This window comes from Nonomuraea antri (genome assembly GCF_013283785.1).
GTDB classification, from domain to species: Bacteria; Actinomycetota; Actinomycetes; order Streptosporangiales; family Streptosporangiaceae; genus Nonomuraea; species Nonomuraea antri.
Genome location: NZ_JABCPZ010000072.1, coordinates 1 through 17,032, shown reverse-complemented (window position 1 = coordinate 17,032; position 17,032 = coordinate 1). Strand labels below are relative to the sequence as shown.

The following is a 17,032-nucleotide window of genomic DNA, read 5'->3' as shown; positions in this document are numbered from 1 at the left end:
TGCTCCGTATCTTACCAAGCGCTTGCTTGGACGGTAGGCGGATCCCGGAAACCGTGTCAAGCCATATGCCGGATCCGTTGACGTGACGCGAAGCCGCCGCCTACCGTGACGATGTGGCCAAGCGCTTGCTTGATTTTCGCGACAGGACCGCCATCGCCGGCGTCGGCTACACCCCGTTCACCAAGGACTCCGGCGTCAGCACCCTCACCCTGGCCTGCCGCGCGATCCTCGCCGCGCTGGCCGACGCCGGGCTCGCCCCGGACGACGTGGACGGCCTGGCCACCCACCGAGTCGGCGACTCCGCGGCGCCCTCGCTGGTCGCGCCCGCGCTCGGCCTGGACGACCTGACCTGGCACCTGGACCAGTTCGGCGGCGGCAGCGTCTCGCACGCCGTGGTCGGGCAGGCGGCGCTGGCCGTGGCGGCCGGGGTGGCCGAGACCGTGGTCTGCTACCGGGCCATCAACGCCCGCTCGGAGTTCCGGATGGGCGGCACCGGGCGCGGGCTGCCGGTCAGCCCGGAGATCCAATATCAGGCGCCGTACGGATATTTCGCGCCGCCGCAGCAATATGCGATGTACGCCCGCGCCCACATGTTGAAATATGGCACTAAAGCGGAGCATTTCGGGCAATTGGCCGTGACGCAGCGGGCGAATGCCGCGAAGAATCCCCGCGCGCTCATGCGCACGCCGATCACGCTCGACGACTATCTCGGCAGCCGCTGGATCGCCGAGCCGTTCCGGCTGCTCGACTGCTGCCTGGAGACCGACGGGGCGTGCGCGGTGGTCGTCACCACGGCCGAGCGGGCCCGCGCGCTGCGCCGTCCGCCGGTGACGATCAGCGCCGCGGCCTGGGGCGGCGGCACCTCGCACCTGTCGTCCGCGCGCTCCGACCCCACCACCACGGCCGCCGCCGCCCTGGCCCCCCGCCTGTACGCCCAGGCCGGGCTCGGCCCCGGCGAGATCGACGTGGCCGAGATCTACGACTGCTTCACCTACTCGGTGGTGGTCCAGCTGGAGGACTACGGGTTCTGCGCCAAGGGCGAAGGCGGGCCGTTCGTCGCCTCGGGCGCCACCGCGCTGGACGGAACGCTCCCGGTCAACACGCACGGCGGCTTCCTGTCGGAGGGCTACGTCCACGGCATCAACCACATCGCCGAGGCGGTCGCGCAGCTCAGGGGCGAGGCCGGGGACCGCCAGGTGCCCGGCGCCGAAGTGGCGCTGTCGACCGCCCAGCCCGGCTACATCCTGCCCGCCACCTCGGCGCTGATCCTCAAGAGGTCCTAGCCCATGGCCGTGATCCGCCCGGTGCCCGACCGTGATTCCGCCGCCTGGTGGGAGCGCGTGGCCGGGCACGAGTTCGCCGTCCAGCGCTGCGCGTCCTGCGGGCTGCGCCGCTTTCCCGCGCGGGCGTTCTGCGCCGCCTGCCGCGGCGAGGCGTGGCGGTGGGAGCCGGTCGAGCCCGAGGGGGTCGTGGAGAGCTGGATCGTCAGCCACCAGGCGTTCCTGCCGGGCGCCGGCGGGCCGTACGTGGTGGTGATGGTCCGCCTGGCCGCCGTGCCCGGCGCGCTGGTCCACGGGAACTGGCTCGGCGAGGGTGAGCCCCGCTACGGCGGGCGGGTGCGGGCCTGCTTCACCGATGCCGGTGATGACCTGACGCTGGTGAACTGGCGGCCGCTCGACCATGCTCAAGAAGAGTAAGGATGGACGGCGTAAACCCAATTGTCCCACCCTCACGAAGCGGCCCACTGGTTGGGCGCAATGGGTCGATGATGTGACTGTGGGTGCCTCGCGGGCACCCGGACATTGGCGGCAGACGTGAGCGGTACCGACGTGGCGACAGGTTCGGCCGTGAGACCATCGCGGGCCGGCGAGTCCGCGGTGTGCGCGAATTGGCCGTTCGCGGCGAGAAGCCCGCCCTGAGCAGGGGATCGCGATGGAGGAAGGCGCGCCCTGGCGGGCGTGGGGGACCCGCCAGGACGCGCTTCCTGCCCCGTGCGCGGCGACTCCAGGACTCCGGCGAGGGATGGAGTCCTAGACCGTTGGTTCGCGCACGGAGACGGTGGGGGAGCGGGAGAGCTCCGGGCGCCGGTAACGTGCGGCGATGCGTTGAGCTGCACCAACCGGGTCATCGCTGGGGTGCATGACGGGGGCGCCCTCCTCGTTCCAGACAAAGGATCCGTCCTTGCACCACACGGTCAGCTCAGTCAACACCGATAGCACGGACATGCCGTTGCCATTGCTCTGGAAGGTGTGGGTGAATCCCTGGCGTCGCAACGCGTAACGCAGTAAACGTGTTGCTTCACGAGGGTCATGCCAGGGCAGGTATGGCGTACCCGTGCGGACCGGCAACACCTGGCTCTCACCCCCTCACCGGCCTTTAGATGGATTTGTACCAACGAATGGATGGTGCTCCGGCCGAGGGGGTTCGGTCAAGGGGTTGTGGCCTGCTAGAACCAGATCGTCTAAATTGTTGGAACAAAAGGGGTGAAAGTGGCAAGGTCGGTGCTGTATCAGCAGGTGGCTTCGGAATTGAGACGAGCCATCTACTCGGGTGTCCTCGGCCCCGGGGCGCAGCTGCCGACCGAGGCGCAACTCATGGAAGACCATGGGGTAAGCAGGAACACAGTAAGACTGGCCCTGGGAGAGCTCGTCAATGAAGGGCTCGTTACGCGCACGCCGCGGCGCGGTACCGTGGTCAGAGACCGTAGACCGCTGCTGATCTATCCGCAGCGGGAGCTAGAGCCGCAACCAACAGGGGAGCTTCGGGAGGCCTTCGCCTTCGCCGTGACGCAGGAAGGCCGCGCTCCTTCTCAATACATCGAAGTGCTGACGGTTTCTCCCGTCGAGGAGATCGCCAGCAGGTTGGAGTTGGCCGACGGGGAGTTGGCCGTTGTGCGCCGGCGTCTGCGGTTCGTGGACGGCCAGCCGTACAACACCAACGATTCCTACTTTCCCCGTGACCTGGTCGCGGACTCCGAGATCGCCAGGCCCGGCGACATCGCCCGAGGGGCGAACCGGGTCCTGGAGGAGCTCGGGCACGCTCAGGTGCGCGTCGTCGACGACATCTGGGCGAGGATGCCCAACCAGGAGGAGGCCGAGCGCCTCCAACTCGAACTCGGCACACCGGTCATGGTGTACGTCCGAGTCGGCTTCGACGGGGCTGACATGCCTGTGCGTGTCGCGGTGTCGGTGCTACCCGCCGACAAGCATTTGATCAGATACGAGCTCGATCGCCGCTGACGGGCTCGGTTGAAGGGGTGATCCCGCCGGCCGGGTGCAGCGAGAAAGCCGCCTCGCTGGCCTAGGGGAGTTCGTGCATACTCCCCTAAATCCCAATTTATCCATATATATCGGGTTAGGGACCCATTCAGCCCCTCCGCGACATTGCGTCATCACGCTATGTGTCAATGCGGATACCATCGGCAACGAAGGGCTTAATCATGCACACAAACACCCTGCTTCATCCGCTCGCACTCAGACGAGCGGAGCCAGCGGACCTTCCGGGCATCATCAAACTGCTCGCGGACACCGCTGAATGGCTCTATTCGCAGGGGGTGCGGCAGTGGCCGCGCCGCGGCTTCGGAGCCGAAAGGATCGTGCCGCTGATCGAGGAGCGCGTGCTGTTCCTCCTGGACGACGAACTCCGGTATCTCGACCCCGACGAGGACGCCCCTCCGGTGGCCACCATAGCGCTCGACGACCACGCGGACCCGGAGTTCTGGACCCTCGACGACGACCCGGGCGCCGCCCTCTACGTGCACAAACTCGCCGTCGCCCGGCCCTGGTCCGGCAGCGGGCTCGGTGACGCGCTGCTCGACTGGGCCTGCGCCACCGCGCACTCGGCCGGCCTTCCCTGGCTGCGCCTGGACTGCGCCAAGGCCAACCCGCGGCTGCAGGACTACTACCGCGGCCGCGGGTTCAGGCACGTCCGGACCGTGGACCTGGCGCACCGCGCCTCGGGCGCGCTCTTCGAACGGCCCAGCGCGGACGTGCCGACCACGGCCTTCCGCGACCTCACCGCCGCCGAGCTGATCAGCGCTCAGGCGGCCTGACCCGCGAGAACGCCCTCGCCCGGGGCCTCACCCGACCCGTTCGGGCCCCGGGCCGGGCCGCGCGGCGCAGAGGGTGTGGTGATCTACGGCCCAAAGGGACAGAACACCATATAACCTCTCCTGCATGACCGGATCCCTCCTCGAGGTGATCGCGCTGAACGTGCGCGACGCCGTGGCCGCTGAACAGGGCGGCGCCGACCGTCTCGAGGTCGTCGCCGACATGGCGGCCGACGGACTCACCCCCGCGCCGGAAACGGTCGCCGCCATCGCCGCGGAGTGCCCGTTGCCGCAGATGGTGATGCTCCGCCCCGCCGCCGGATTCACCGCCGACCCCGACGTGCTCGACCGGCTGCGGCGCGACGCCAAGGCGCTGGCCCAGGCGGGCGCGGCCGGATTCGTGTTCGGGTTCCTCGACGATCAGGGCACGGTCGACCTGGCGGCCACGGAGGCGCTCATCCACGCGGTCTCGCCGCTGCCCTGGACCTTCCACCGGGCCGTGGACCACGCCGCCGACGTGCAGGCGTCCTGGCGGGCCGTGCGGCTGCTGCCCAACCTGGCGACCGTGCTGACCTCGGGCTCGCCCGACGGCGTCGGCGCCGGCCTGCCGGTGCTCAAGGCCCGCGCCGAGGCCGGCGACGGCTCCATCATCCTGGCCGGCGGCGGGCTGAAGCCGCCGCACGTGCCGACGCTGCTCGACTACGGCATCCGCGCCTTCCACGTCGGCTCGGCCGTGCGGGAGAGCTGGTCGGACCCGGTCGAGGCCCGCCTGGTGCGCCAGTGGCGCACCATGATCGAGCGCGACTAGCCCTACGACAGGGCGAGGTCCGCGCGGCGCAGCGCGGCGGCCATGGTCTTGATCGTGGCCGGTTCGTCCATGACTCCGCCCCCGGCCTGTCGCTGCTCCTCCCAGGCGCGCACCCGCTCCCGGTAGGAGTCGTAGCGGGCCAGGTGGAAGGCGTAGACGGTGGCGTAGCGGCTCACCAGGTGCGCCGGATGCATGTCCCAGCCCTGGTGGAAGCCGTGCGCCAGCGAGTGGCGCACCAGCTCGGCGTGCCGCCGCCACAGCGCGTGCACGTCGGACGCGGCCTCGGAGGCGGGCGCGGCGGCCAGCGAGCCGTCCGACAGCTCCACCCCGGTGCCCGCGAACGCCGTCTGCATCACGTGCCTGGCGTGGTCGCACGCCGGGTGGTCCAGGCGCTGCTCGTGCGGCGGCAGCCCGATCGCGGCGGTGTAGTCGAAGACGCCGAAATGCGCCGCCGCCAGCCGGCCGCCGAACGACCCGGCCAGCTCGGCACGCAGGAACGGCAGGGTCTGCGGCGCCTCCACCTGGATCTCGAACCGCAGCCGCACCCCGAGCCCGCGCTCCAGCCGCTCCAGGAAGCCGGCGAACTGGCCCAGGTACTCCTCCATCAGCACCTTCGGGAACGTCACCGTGAACCCGGCGGGCAGCTCGCCGGCCCGGTCGACCACTCCCGTCAGGAAGCCGTCGAGGGTGCGCACCGAGCGCCCGGGGTCGCCGTCAGCGAACGACTTGACCCGCAGCCCCCAGCGTCGCGGCAGTGCCCCGGCCGCGTGCAGCTCGGCCACCGCGGCGGCCGCCTGCGCCACGTGGCCGTCCTCGTCGCCGGGGCGCACGCCGTAGCCGTCCTCGAAGTCGACGCGGACGTCCTCGACGGGCTCGCGGCCGAGCTTGCGCAGCACCCGGTCGTGCACGTCGGCGGCCAGCCCGGCGGGGACGCCGAACACCTCGGCCAGCTCGGCCGGGCCGGCCAGATGCGCCTTGGCCAGCGTCGCGGCCCGATCGCCCCACTCGGCGACCGTGCCGGCGTGGAAGCGGTCGGCGGGCACGTAGACGGTGTGAACCGGCTGCCATCCCGGCTCGCTCAGGGGATAGCGGGCCTGCTGGACCCGGTGAACATCGGCGAAGCCGGGCACGCTCTCATCGCCCACGGTGACACGCATGCGGACAAGCCTAGGGGCGGCAGGCGCGCAGCATCGCCTCCAGCCCGACCAGCTTGACGCGGTCGCCCCGGCCGAGCGTCTTGGCCAGCTCGCCCTCGGCGGCCTCGATGGCCAGCCACTCGTCGTAGGTCACCGCCCGCACGCCGCGCGAGGTGAGCAGCGCGTCGATGGACGTCGTGGCCCCGGGCTCGCGCCCGGCCAGGTCGGCGAGCAGCGTGCGGACGGTCTCCGCGGCGTCCGACTTGTTCGTGCCGATCACCCCGGTCGGACCGCGTTTGAGCCAGCCCGCCACGTATTCGCGCTCGCGTACCCGTCCGGCCTGGTTCGGGACGGTCATCGTGTCCTCGGAGAACGGCACCCCGGGCAGCGGCACGCTCTGGTAGCCGACCGAGCGCAGCACCATCCCGACCGGGAGCGTCTCGTACTCGCCCGTGCCCACCACGCGGCCCTCGGGCGAGAGCCTGGTGCGTTCGAGCTTGAGCCCTTCGACCCGGTCCGTGCCCAGGATCTCCACCGGGCGCAGCCAGAACCGCACGTCGAGGCGGCGCGGCCGGCCGACCGGCGAGCGCGCCGCCCACGACTGCAGGACGTCGATGTTGCCCCGGATCTGGCGCGGGAAGTCCGCGCCGAGCACCACGGCCTCCTCCGGGCGCACGCACACGTCGGCGTTGGTCAGCTCGCCCAGCTCGCGCAGCTCCTTGAGGGTGAACTTGGCGTGCTCGGGCCCGCGCCTGCCGATCATGTGGATGGCCTTGACCTGGCTCTCACCGAGGCGTTCCAGCACGTCGTGCGGCACGTCGGTGGAGCTGAGCTCGTCGGCGGTCTTGGCCAGCACGCGGACCACGTCGACGGCCACGTTCCCGACGCCGATCACCGCCACCTCGGGGCTGTCGAGGGTGAACCTGGACGGATCGACGTCCGGGTGCCCGCAGTACCAGTTCACGAAGTCGGTCGCGGCCACGCTGCCCGGCAGGTCTTCGCCGGGGATGCCGAGCCGCCTGTCGACCATCGCCCCGGTGGCGTAGACGACCGCGTCGTAGGCGGCGAGCAGGTCGTCGACCGACACGTGCTCGCCCAGCGTGACGCCGCCGAGAAAGCGCACCTGGGGGAGTTCGAGCACCCGCCGCAGGTAGTTGGCGATGGACTTGATCGAGGTGTGGTCGGGCGCGACGCCGTAGCGCACCAGCCCGTACGGCGTGGGCAGCCGTTCGAGCACGTCCACGTGGACGGGCTCAGCAGACTGCTTGACCAGGGCCTCGGCCGTGTAGATCCCGGCGGGGCCCGAACCGATGACCGCCACGCGCAACGCCACGCTGCCTCCCTATGCCGGCGATTCCTCATCACGGGGGACGCGTCCTACCAGACGCAGCCGGCCAGTGTGATCGATGTATCCCCGGTCGCCGGTGCGGATGAACCCGTCGCGGGCGAATACTCGGCGGCCGCGGATCTTTCCCACATATCCGCTCATCACCGCACCGGAGCGGAGCAACACCTCACCCTGGTCCTCATCTGGCAGTACCCGGCCCTCGGCGTCCCTGATGGACACATCAACCCCGCCGCGCGGCCTGCCCACACTTACCTCCGCGTCCTCGGGCGGGTCGTCGGGGCGGGTGCCGAGGCCGATGCCGGCCTCGGTGCACACGTACCGGTTGCAGACGGGCACGCCGTACCTGGCCCGCAGCGCCCTGACCAGTTCGGGGTCGGGCGGCGCGCCGCCGATCAGGATGAGCGCCAGCCGCGGCAGATCGACGTCGGCGGCCAGGATGCGCGCGAGCTGGTACGGCGTGCCCTGCAGCACCCCGATCCCCTGGGCGCGCAGCACCCGCAGCGCCTCCTCGGGACGCCATTCCCGCAGGACGTGACAGGTGCGCCCGGTCTGCAGGAAGACCGGCAGCCGGGTGGCGAACCCGAGCTGCCCGAGCGGGTGCGGCACCAGCCGGGCGTCGCCCGTCCCCCATCGCGCGCCGGCGCCGTGCGCCCGGATGGCCTCCAGCTGGCGGTTGCCGAACACCACGCCCTTGGGCGGGCCGGTGCGCCCGGCCGTGAACGCGATCACCACGGGACGGCCGGGATCGGGCGGGAAGGGCGGCGGCGGGGGCTCGGTGCGGCGCAGCCCGGTCAGCCGCACCGGGTCGTAGGCGTTCCTGACGCGGCGGGCCCGGTCGACGGGCAGCGTCACCACGTCGAGCCCGGGCAGCGGCGGCAGGACGCTGGGCGCGGTGACGATCAGGGCCGGATCCAGGGCGGCCAGGAGTTCCAGGCGCTGCGTGCCGATGCCCGCGGTCACCGCGCCGATCTTCGCCGCGGCGACGTAGCAGATCACGAACTCCGGGCCGTCGGGCAGTGCCAGCACGACGAGATCGCCGATGCGGGTGCCGCGGTGTGCCAGGCCCGCGGCCACGTCGTCGGACAGCCGATCGAGATCGGCGAAGGTGAGCAGGTCGGAGCCGGTGACGACAGCCGCGCGTTCCCCGAACCTCCGTGCGGCCTCCCCGGCCAATAGGCGCAACATGGCAGCTCCCGGGGCAGAAGGCGCAACTCCAACCTACTCCCCGGATGCCTCAAACGCTCTGATGAATCACGCCTCTTTCCGCGCCCGTGTTCGGAGTGCCTGTTTGTCCACCTTGCCGTTGGGGTTGGTGGGCAGGGAGTCGACCACGATGACCCGTCTCGGCACCTTGTGGTGGGACATGTGCTCCTTCGCCCAGGCGAGCAGGCCGTCCCGGTCGAAGCGCGTGCCCGGCCTGGGCACCGCGTACGCCCAGCCGGTCTCGCCCGACACCGGATCGGGCACGCCGATCACCGCCACCTGGGCGAGAGACCCCTCGCGCAACAGCAGCGACTCGACCTCGGCCGGCGCGACGTTGAACCCGTTGACGATGAACAGCTCCTTCTTGCGATCGACGATGGCCAGGTTGCCCGATTCGTCCAGGACGCCGATGTCGCCGGTGTGCAGCCAGCCGTCGGCGTCGATGACCTCGGCCGTCTTGTCCGGCTCGTTCCAGTAGCCGCGCATCACGCCGTAGCCGCGCTGCAGGATCTCGCCGCGCTCGCCGGTGGGCACCGGCTCGCCGGCGTCGTCCACGACCTTGATCTCGATGCCCGGCACGGCCCTGCCGGTGGTCGTGGCGATCACCTCGATCGGGTCGCCGGCCCTGGTCATCGACACGACGGTGCCCTCCATCAGCCCGTACGCGTTGATCATCCGGTCCAGCCCGACCCGTTCGACCAGCCGGGTGATCAGCGCGGCCGGCACGGACGCGGCGCCGCAGATCGCCACCCGTAACGACGAGACGTCCCGATCGCCGCGCTCCAGCTCGTCCAGCAGCCGGTGGAACAGCGTGGGCGGTCCGGCCAGGACGGTCGCCCGGGCCTGGCCGACCAGCGACATCAGCGCGTCGGGGGTGAAGACCGGGATCGGCATCATGGTGGCCCGCCGCAGCACGCAGGCGACCAGCCCGGCGTTGAGCCCGAACCCGTGGCTGAACGGGGCGATGACCGGATACCGGTCGTGCTCGTTCAGCGTGACGATCTCGGACCAGTCCCAGTAGCCGCGCAGGACCTGGGCGTGGTCGAGCATGACGCCCTTGGGCGTGCCCGTCGTGCCGGAGGTGGACATGATCTCGCACAGGTCGCCGAGCCCGACGGCGAGCGCCCTGGACTCGGCGGCCTCGCGGCTCACCGCGGCGCCGAGTGCGGGCAGTCCTGGACCGGCGTCGTGCGCCACGACGTGCGGCGGGCGCTCGGCCGGCGTCAGCAGCCCGGCCAGCGGCTCCGCGCCCGGCCCCGGGCCGGTGATCAGCGCCTTCGCGCCCGTCCTGGCCATGACCTCGGCCGCCTCGATGCCCTTGAACCGCGCCGACAGCGGCACCAGCACCGCGCCCGCGTCCCAGACGCCGAACGCGTGCCGCACCCAGGACGGATCGTTCACCCCCCACAGCGCCACCCGGTCGCCGGGCTCGACACCCAGCGCGAGGAGGCCGCGGGCGACCTCGGCGGCGGCGTCCCTGAGCCCGGACATGGTGATCACGCCGTCGCCGTCGCGCACGGCGACGGCGTCCGGATACCGGGCGGCCTGGTCGCGCAGCATGCGGGGGAGCGTCCCCCAGTCCGGCATCTGTTCCATGGATGGTGGCGCCGCCTTTCGCCCGGGTGGATTCAGGTGATCAGGGCCCGGTCCCGGCCGAGGTGCTGGCCGCGCAGGTCGGTCACGGTGCCGGGGACGGGGCTCTCGGCGATGTCCTGGGCGATCTCCACGGCGATCGTCACGGGGGTCAGGCCGCTGATCGCCTGCCGGATCCTGGACTTCCACATCGGGTTCCCGACCAGGCTCCGCCTGCTGAACGTGACCGTGAGCGCGGCCGAGTCGAGCGTGCCCTGCCTGGCGATCGTCAGGTTCCAGCCGGCCACGCCGTCGATCCTGGCCAGCGCCTTCTCCAGCCGGGGCAGCGCCAGCCACACGCCTCTGACCAGCACGTGCTCGCCGACCGTGTGGGCCGGGGCGGGCAGACCTGAGCCGTCGGGCCAGGCCGCGTGCCCGGTCCTGAGCACCGCGTCGCCCAGCGTCGAGTGCGCGAACGGGGTGACGACCAGTTCGGCGGGCACGTCGGAGCGCGCGTCGGAGCGCGCGTCCAGGGGCAGGAACTCGTCCTTGTCCAGCCAGGCCAGGCCGAGCACGCCGTCGACCAGCGGGGTCAGCGGGTCGGTCTCGGACCGCCGCCAGGCCAGCGCGCCGCCGCTGAACGGGCTCGCGAACACCTCCGTGACCTGGGCGCCGAACTCCCCGGCCAGGTGGGCGAGCGTGCGTTTCGACGCGATCTCGCCGGTCAGCACCAGGTGCCTGAGACCCAGGTCCAGCGGGTCGAGCAGGAACTCCAGATGCAGGCGGGCCAGGAGGTCCATCGCGCCCGTCGGGGTGCAGACCAGGGTGGTGGCCCCGAGCGTGGTCAGCGCGTGGTGCAGGCGCATCCGGCCGCGCGGGCCCAGCGCGGCGGCGGCCCCGGCCACGTCGGCGGCGGCGGACGTCCAGAGCGCGGCGGCGGGCTCGGCCAGCGCCACCACGACCCGGTCGGCCGCGCCGATCCCGGCCGCCCGCAGCGCCGCGCCGGTCAGCCCGGCCGCCGCCGCCCGGTCCTCGGGGCCGAGCGGGAAGACGCTGGACACGTCGGGCGGCACGAGCAGCAGCCCGGTGGCCGTGCCCGCGGCGGCGGCCAGATCGTCCCTGGTCAGCCAGCGGCCGGCGGGGGCCGCGCCGTGCAGGTCGGCCATCAGCTCGCCACCTCGCTCATGAACAGGGCCATCGACTCGCACACCCGCTCGTGGGCCATGCCGCCGACCTGGGCCTGGATGATCAGGTCCGTGGCGCCGGCCTCGGCGATCCTGGCCAGCGCCTTGCGTGAGCCGGCCACGTCGTCCACCACGACCATCAGGTGCTCGCGCAGCGTGGCCATCGCCTCCTCCGGCGGCATCCCGGCGGCGAGCTGGCCGAGCACGCGGTGCGTGGCGTGGCGGGCGTCGTAGTAGTCGGGCGGGGTGACCAGGTTGACCTGGCGCCGGATGTACCACAGGACGGCGTCGGCGGCGCTCGCGTTGGCCTCCTCGCGCGTGGGCGCCACGAACCACGGGATCATCAGCGCGACCCTGCGCGAATCGGGGTCGAAGCCGCTGTCGGCCAGGCACTGTCGGTATTGCGCGATGTCGGCGGCCACGTCGTCGATGCCCTTCAGCATGGTCATGCCGAGCAGGTTGTAGCCGTGCCCGGCCGCGGCCAGGTAGCCCTCGAGCGAGGTGGAGGCCACCCAGACCGGCGGGTGCGGCCGCTGCGCGGGACGCGGGTAGACGGCGACGTCCGGGATCTCGAAGAACTCGTTCGAGCGGCTGATCGGCTCGCCGTCGGCGCGCCAGATGGCCAGCGTGGCCTCCAGCGAGTCCTCCCAGATCTGGCGTGACTTCTCGAACGGCCGCTGGAACGCCTGGTATTCGAGCGGCGACGCGCCCCTGCCGGTGCCGAACTCAACCCGTCCGCCGCTCAGCACGTCGAGGGTGGCCACCCGCTCGGCGGTGCGGATCGGCGACTGGAACGGCAGCAGCACCACGCCGAGCCCCAGGTGGATGCGCTCGGTGCGCTGGGAGATGGCGGCCAGCACCAGATCGGGGGCGGAGGAGTGGGAGAAGCCCCTGGTGAAGTGGTGTTCGACGAACCAGGCCGTGTCGTAACCCAGCCGGTCGCCCAGCACGACCTGGTCGATCACGTTCTGAAACGCCTGCTGCTCGACTTCGCGGGTGCGCCCGCGGACCTCCAGTTCATATCCCAGGCTGATCCGTAGGGACGTCATCGCGCCTCCGGCGAAAGTAGTGAACCAAGCGCTCGCTTGGTAGAGAGTATCAGCGCGGAAGACTTGCGGGAAGGGCGCGTCCGCGATCAGAGTGGATGCTCGTGAGGCGAAAGCACGCGCCGCGAAGGCCCAAGGACGGCGGGCACCCTGCCGAGGGCGACGACGACTTCTCGCTCGCGAGCGGACGCAGGTACGAGGCGTTCGGCCGGGTGATGGCCGCGCTCGCCACCCAGGCCGACTTCATCGAGTCGTGCCGCGACCTGACCTGGTGGCGCGGCGCTGACCACGGCTGGCACCTCGAATGGCGCGACGGGCCGTTCGCCTCCGAGGTGGCCGACCTGCTGGCCGGGCAGGTGAGAGACCCAGAGCTCGACGGCGCCGCCGTCGTCGTGGCGGGTCCCGCGGGGGCGGCCTCGGCCGTGCTCGACGTGATGGGCGTGCGGTTCGAGCTGCGGGCCATCGACCCGATGGGCACCGCCAAGGTGCGCTCCAAGCAGGGGTTCTGGCGGCTGGCCGAGGCGCTCGACACCACCCGCAGGACGAACGCCCGCCAGCCGTGGGAGGAACTGCTCGGCGGTTGATCAGTCCGGGAACACGTGGGCGGCCAGCCGCCCGCGATGCGCCCGCGGCGGCCCGAACAGCTGCGCGTCGGAGGTGGCCCGCTTGAGATAGCGGTGCGCCGGATGCTCCCAGGTGATGCCGATCCCGCCGTGCACCTGGATGTTCTCGCCCGCCGCGGCCAGATAGGCCTCGGTGCAGTACGAGCCCGCGATCGCCGCGTACGACTCGGACTCGGCCGCCGACCCGGCCGCCGACCTGGCCGACTCCACCTGGAGCAGCACGTCGGCCAGCTTGTGCTTGATCGCCTGGAACGAGCCGATCGGCCGGCCGAACTGGCGGCGCTGCTTGGCGTACTCGGTGGCCATCTCCAGGCAGCGCGCGGCCCCGCCCACCTGCTCGGCCGCCAGCGCCGCGACGCCCAGGTCGCGCACCCGCGACCAGGATCCGCCGTCGCCGGCCCGGCGCGTGATGACGTCGTCGAAGACCAGCGTGGCCAGGGGGCGGCTCTCGTCCATGGTCCGGTGCGGCACCCGGTGCGACGGCTCGGCCGTCAGCAGGAGGCCGCCGGCGTACACGAGCACCAGCTCGCCGGGCAGGGCGCAGGGGACGGTCCCGCTCAGCCGGCCCGACTCCAGGCGGAGATCGCCGTCGCCGGGCAGGATCACGGTCGCCGTCGTCGTGCCCTCGGCCAGCGCGGGCAGCAGGCGCGCGGCGGTGTCCGGGTCGGCGGCCTTGACCGCCTCGACCGCCAGCACCGCCGTCTGCAGGAACGGGTGCGGTGACAACACCCGGCCCAGTTCCTCGGCCACCGCCGCGGTCTCCGCCGGGCCGCAGCCGGCGCCGCCGTACCGCTCGGGGACGAGCAGGCCGGCCACGCCCACGTCCCTGGCCAGCGCCCGCCAGGACGCGTCGGGATGTGCGGCGAGATAGGCGCGGACGACGGCACGCAGCTCGTCGGCGAGTGGCACGTCTACGGCATGGGGCACGGCACGATCTTAACCAAGCGATTGCTTCCTTACATATGGCATGACCGAAATTTGCCTTTTCTGTAGGCTCGCATAATCTGATGGTGGTCATCCCTACAGGTTTCGGGGGGAGGGGTTGACCAGGGAATGGAGATGAACAAGACCACAATGGACTATGCCGACTACGCCGAATACGACAGGCGGCAGCGCGGCATCGAACGTCACCTGCTGGCGGCCTTCCTCGGTGGACTGGTCGTCGGACTCGTCGGCATGCTCACCGCGGGCAAGGGCCCCGAGTGGCTCGGCCAGCTCTACGACCCCTACGTCTACCTGGCCCTGTCGCTGACCGTGGGCGCGACCGCGTCCGGGTTCGGCTGGGCGCTGCTGACCACGTTCCTGGCGGCCGTCACCACGCTGGTCGCGGCCATGGGCGCGAGCGCGGTGCGCGGCGACGTCGGATTCGACATCATCGGCGGCAGCGCCGCCGGGCTGAACTGGACGCTCGTCCTGCTCGTCGGACTCGGCCTGCTCGGCTACGTCACGCGCAGGAACGACCGCTGGGGCGACCTGGCCGCCGGCGCCGTCGGCGCGATGCTGCTGGCCGACGTGCTCGACCGGGCGACGCCCGGATCGATCAACACCGAGCCCGCGTTCTGGCCGGTGCCCGCGATCGTGGTGGGCGGGCTGTCCGTGGCGCTCGTGGTCGCGCTGCGCAGGAACCTGGCCGGACGGGTGTGCGCCGTCGCGCTCACCGCCCTGTTCGCGGGGCTGTTCGCGATGGGCATGACCGGCGTCTCCGCCGGATGGATCCCGCTGGCCGCGCAGGCGGCGGCGGCGATCCCGCTGCCTTGACCCGTCCGGCGCCCGCCGTCCTGACGGATTAAGCCCGAGCGGGCGGTCGCTCCGAGTCGATAGCCTGTAGTCCTTCACATCCAGGCCCGAGCAAGGAGTAGCCGTGTTGCTGCGCATGTCGTCGTTGTTTCTTCGCACCCTGCGGGACGACCCGGCAGACGCGGAAGTGCCGAGCCACAAGCTCCTGGTCCGCGCCGGCTACGTCCGCAGGGTCGCCCCCGGCATCTACTCGTGGCTGCCCCTCGGCAAGCTGGTGCTGGAGAACGTGGCCAAGATCGTCCGCGAGGAGATGAACCGGATGGGCGGCCAGGAAGTGCTCTTCCCCGCCCTGCTGCCCCGCGAATACTACGAGGCCACCGGCCGCTGGACCGAATACGGCGACACGCTGTTCCGGCTGCAGGACCGCAAGGGCGCCGACTACCTGCTCGGCCCCACCCACGAGGAACTCTTCACCGACATGGTCAAGGGCGAATACTCCTCGTACAAGGACTACCCGGTCACGCTCTACCAGATCCAGACCAAGTACCGCGACGAGGCCCGGCCCAGGGCGGGCATCCTGCGCGGGCGCGAGTTCCTGATGAAGGACTCCTACTCCTTCGACCTCGACGACGACGGTCTCAAGCACTCCTACGAGCGGCACCGCGAGACCTACATCAAGACGTTCGACCGGCTGGGCATCGACTACAAGATCGTGTTCGCCACGTCCGGCGCTATGGGCGGCTCGGCCTCCGAGGAGTTCCTCGCGCCCACCCCCACCGGCGAGGACACGTTCGTGGCCTGCCACTCCTGCGGCTACGCCGCCAACGCCGAGGCCGTCACCACGCCCGCGCCCGCCGCCCGCCCGCTCGACGGGCTGGAGCCGCTGCGCGTGCTCGACACCCCTGACACGCCGACCATCGAGTCGCTGGTGTCGTACGTGAACGAGCACCACGGCCTGTCGATCACCGCCGCCGACACGCTCAAGAACGTCGTGGTCAAGGTCACCACCCCCGGCTCCGACAAGGTCGAGACCCTGATCGTCGGCGTGCCCGGCGACCGCGAGGTCGACTTCAAGCGGCTGGAGGCCTCGCTCGCGCCCGGCGAGCCCGCCATCTTCGAGGCCGGCGACTTCGCCAAGCACCCCGGGCTGGTGCGCGGCTACATCGGGCCGCAGGTGCTCAAGGAGCTCGGCATCCGCTACCTGGTCGACCCTCGCGTGGTCACCGGCAGCTCCTGGGTGACCGGCGCCAACGAGGCGGGCAAGCACGCCGCGCACGTGGTGGCCGGGCGCGACTTCGTCCCCGACGGCACCATCGAGGCCGCCGAGGTCCGGGCGGGCGACGCCTGCCCGCGCTGCTCGTCCGCGCTGTCCATCGACCGCGGCATCGAGATCGGCCACATCTTCCAGCTCGGCCGCAAATACGCCGACGCCGCCGGCCTCGACGCCCTCGGCCCCGACGGCAAGCCGATCCGCATCACGATGGGCTCGTACGGCATCGGCGTCTCGCGCGCCGTCGCCGTGATCGCCGAGCAGCAGCACGACTCGCTGGGCCTGGTGTGGCCGCGCGAGGTCGCCCCCGCCGACGTGCACATCGTCGGCACCGGCAAGGAGAACCAGATCGAGGCCGCCCTGGAACTGGCCGCCGAACTGGAGTCGCAGGGCCTGCGCGTCCTGGTCGACGACCGGGCCGGGGTGTCGCCCGGCGTCAAGTTCAAGGACGCCGAGCTGATGGGGCTGCCGACGATCGTGGTGATCGGGCGGGGGCTGTCGCAGGGGGTGGTGGAACTGCGGGATCGGGTCGCGGGCACCAAGCAGGAGATCCCCCTCGCCGAAGCCACCACCCACATCCTCGCCGCCACCCGCTGACCGGGGCTCCTTCCGGGGCCAGAGGGGCGTCACCTACGGGTCGCGCCCCTCGGAGGGGTCCCTGAGGACCTGCGCCTCCTGGGCGTGCGGCCTCCGAGGACCTGCGCCCCCATCGGGTACGGGCCTTCGGGGACCTGCGCCTCCCGGTGTGCGGGCCTCAGACGGCGTGCGCCTGAACGGGCTCCCAAGGGGCGTACTGCGGGGTCCGGGGGTGCTGCGGGCCAGGGAGACGTGCTGCGGGGTCCCGGAAGGCGCGCTGTGGGTCCCAGGGGCGCTGCGGATCCCGGGGGCGAGTTCCGGGGGACGCGCTGAGGTTCCGGGTGCAGCGCCCCGCCGGGGTTTCGGGCGCCGGGTCGGCGAGGTGGTGTGCGGTGGGGGTCGGCGCAATGCGGTCGGCGCCCGGCCACCGGGAGGCGGGCTGCGAGGGTCCGGGGGGTGCGCTGTAGGCCAGGGAGGCGCG

Annotated in this window: 15 protein-coding genes; 8 read left to right on the top strand and 7 right to left on the bottom strand. The window is 71.7% G+C overall.

Annotation, left to right across the window (positions count from 1 at the left end):
• Positions 1-113: 113 nt before the first annotated feature.
• From HII36_RS23630 to HII36_RS23610, 5 genes are all read left to right on the top strand, one after another.
• A complete protein-coding gene (locus HII36_RS23630; protein WP_328807847.1) occupies positions 114-1,283 on the top strand; it encodes a thiolase C-terminal domain-containing protein in 1,170 nt (389 codons plus the stop codon).
• Positions 1,284-1,286: 3 nt separating this feature from the next.
• Complete coding sequence (locus HII36_RS23625; RefSeq protein WP_173525417.1) at positions 1,287-1,697, top strand: Zn-ribbon domain-containing OB-fold protein; 411 nt, start codon at positions 1,287-1,289, stop codon at positions 1,695-1,697.
• 804 nt (positions 1,698-2,501) lie between these two features.
• A complete protein-coding gene (locus HII36_RS23620) occupies positions 2,502-3,239 on the top strand; it encodes a GntR family transcriptional regulator (protein WP_328807846.1) in 738 nt (245 codons plus the stop codon).
• Positions 3,240-3,595: 356 nt separating this feature from the next.
• Positions 3,596-4,051 (top strand): GNAT family N-acetyltransferase, encoded by a 456-nt coding sequence (locus HII36_RS23615; protein WP_328807845.1) that lies wholly within the window; start codon positions 3,596-3,598, stop codon positions 4,049-4,051.
• A gap of 124 nt (positions 4,052-4,175) precedes the next feature.
• Positions 4,176-4,856: a copper homeostasis protein CutC gene (locus HII36_RS23610; protein WP_173525414.1), complete on the top strand. Its 681-nt coding sequence runs from the start codon at positions 4,176-4,178 to the stop codon at positions 4,854-4,856.
• A 2-nt stretch (positions 4,857-4,858) separates the two neighbouring features.
• Here HII36_RS23610 and HII36_RS23605 read toward each other — a convergent pair whose 3' ends face one another.
• From HII36_RS23605 to HII36_RS23580, 6 genes are all read right to left on the bottom strand, one after another.
• On the bottom strand, positions 4,859-6,013 hold the full coding sequence (locus HII36_RS23605) for a DUF6986 family protein (RefSeq protein ID WP_173525413.1): 1,155 nt from the start codon (positions 6,011-6,013) through the stop codon (positions 4,859-4,861).
• A gap of 10 nt (positions 6,014-6,023) precedes the next feature.
• On the bottom strand, positions 6,024-7,325 hold the full coding sequence (locus HII36_RS23600) for an FAD-dependent oxidoreductase (RefSeq protein ID WP_328807844.1): 1,302 nt from the start codon (positions 7,323-7,325) through the stop codon (positions 6,024-6,026).
• A 9-nt stretch (positions 7,326-7,334) separates the two neighbouring features.
• Positions 7,335-8,525: a class I adenylate-forming enzyme family protein gene (locus HII36_RS23595; protein ID WP_173525412.1), complete on the bottom strand. Its 1,191-nt coding sequence runs from the start codon at positions 8,523-8,525 to the stop codon at positions 7,335-7,337.
• Positions 8,526-8,591: 66 nt separating this feature from the next.
• Entirely contained in the window at positions 8,592-10,139 is a 1,548-nt protein-coding gene (locus tag HII36_RS23590; protein WP_236003798.1) for an AMP-binding protein, read from the bottom strand.
• A gap of 32 nt (positions 10,140-10,171) precedes the next feature.
• A complete protein-coding gene (locus tag HII36_RS23585; RefSeq protein WP_173525411.1) occupies positions 10,172-11,281 on the bottom strand; it encodes a hypothetical protein in 1,110 nt (369 codons plus the stop codon).
• On the bottom strand, positions 11,281-12,348 hold the full coding sequence (locus tag HII36_RS23580; protein WP_173525410.1) for an LLM class flavin-dependent oxidoreductase: 1,068 nt from the start codon (positions 12,346-12,348) through the stop codon (positions 11,281-11,283). Before HII36_RS23580 ends, HII36_RS23585 begins: the two co-directional genes overlap by 1 nt.
• Positions 12,349-12,443: 95 nt before the next feature.
• Between HII36_RS23580 and HII36_RS23575 the strand changes: the two genes are divergently transcribed.
• Positions 12,444-12,929 carry a hypothetical protein gene (locus HII36_RS23575; RefSeq protein WP_173525409.1) on the top strand — a complete coding sequence of 162 codons (486 nt, stop codon included), beginning with the start codon at positions 12,444-12,446 and terminating at the stop codon, positions 12,927-12,929.
• On the opposite strand, the gene HII36_RS23570 is transcribed toward HII36_RS23575, so the two are convergent.
• A complete protein-coding gene (locus HII36_RS23570; RefSeq protein WP_328807843.1) occupies positions 12,930-13,895 on the bottom strand; it encodes an acyl-CoA dehydrogenase family protein in 966 nt (321 codons plus the stop codon).
• Between the two features lie 132 nt (positions 13,896-14,027).
• Between HII36_RS23570 and HII36_RS23565 the strand changes: the two genes are divergently transcribed.
• Together HII36_RS23565 and HII36_RS23560 are read left to right on the top strand one after the other, a co-directional pair.
• Positions 14,028-14,726, top strand: coding sequence for a hypothetical protein (locus HII36_RS23565; protein ID WP_173525408.1), 699 nt, complete (start codon positions 14,028-14,030; stop codon positions 14,724-14,726).
• A gap of 103 nt (positions 14,727-14,829) precedes the next feature.
• Positions 14,830-16,572, top strand: coding sequence for a proline--tRNA ligase (locus HII36_RS23560; protein WP_173525407.1), 1,743 nt, complete (start codon positions 14,830-14,832; stop codon positions 16,570-16,572).
• Positions 16,573-17,032: the final 460 nt, after the last annotated feature.

What these genes read in the sequence shown, in the direction of transcription:
- HII36_RS23625 (WP_173525417.1), top strand. Translation starts at nt 1,287, where the DNA reads ATGGCCGTGATCCGCCCGGTGCCCGACCGTGATTCCGCCGCCTGGTGG.
- HII36_RS23610 (WP_173525414.1), top strand. Translation starts at nt 4,176, where the DNA reads ATGACCGGATCCCTCCTCGAGGTGATCGCGCTGAACGTGCGCGACGCC.
- HII36_RS23605 (WP_173525413.1), bottom strand. Translation starts at nt 6,013, where the DNA reads ATGCGTGTCACCGTGGGCGATGAGAGCGTGCCCGGCTTCGCCGATGTT.
- HII36_RS23595 (WP_173525412.1), bottom strand. Translation starts at nt 8,525, where the DNA reads ATGTTGCGCCTATTGGCCGGGGAGGCCGCACGGAGGTTCGGGGAACGC.
- HII36_RS23590 (WP_236003798.1), bottom strand. Translation starts at nt 10,139, where the DNA reads ATGGAACAGATGCCGGACTGGGGGACGCTCCCCCGCATGCTGCGCGAC.
- HII36_RS23585 (WP_173525411.1), bottom strand. Translation starts at nt 11,281, where the DNA reads ATGGCCGACCTGCACGGCGCGGCCCCCGCCGGCCGCTGGCTGACCAGG.
- HII36_RS23580 (WP_173525410.1), bottom strand. Translation starts at nt 12,348, where the DNA reads ATGACGTCCCTACGGATCAGCCTGGGATATGAACTGGAGGTCCGCGGG.
- HII36_RS23575 (WP_173525409.1), top strand. Translation starts at nt 12,444, where the DNA reads ATGCTCGTGAGGCGAAAGCACGCGCCGCGAAGGCCCAAGGACGGCGGG.
- HII36_RS23565 (WP_173525408.1), top strand. Translation starts at nt 14,028, where the DNA reads ATGAACAAGACCACAATGGACTATGCCGACTACGCCGAATACGACAGG.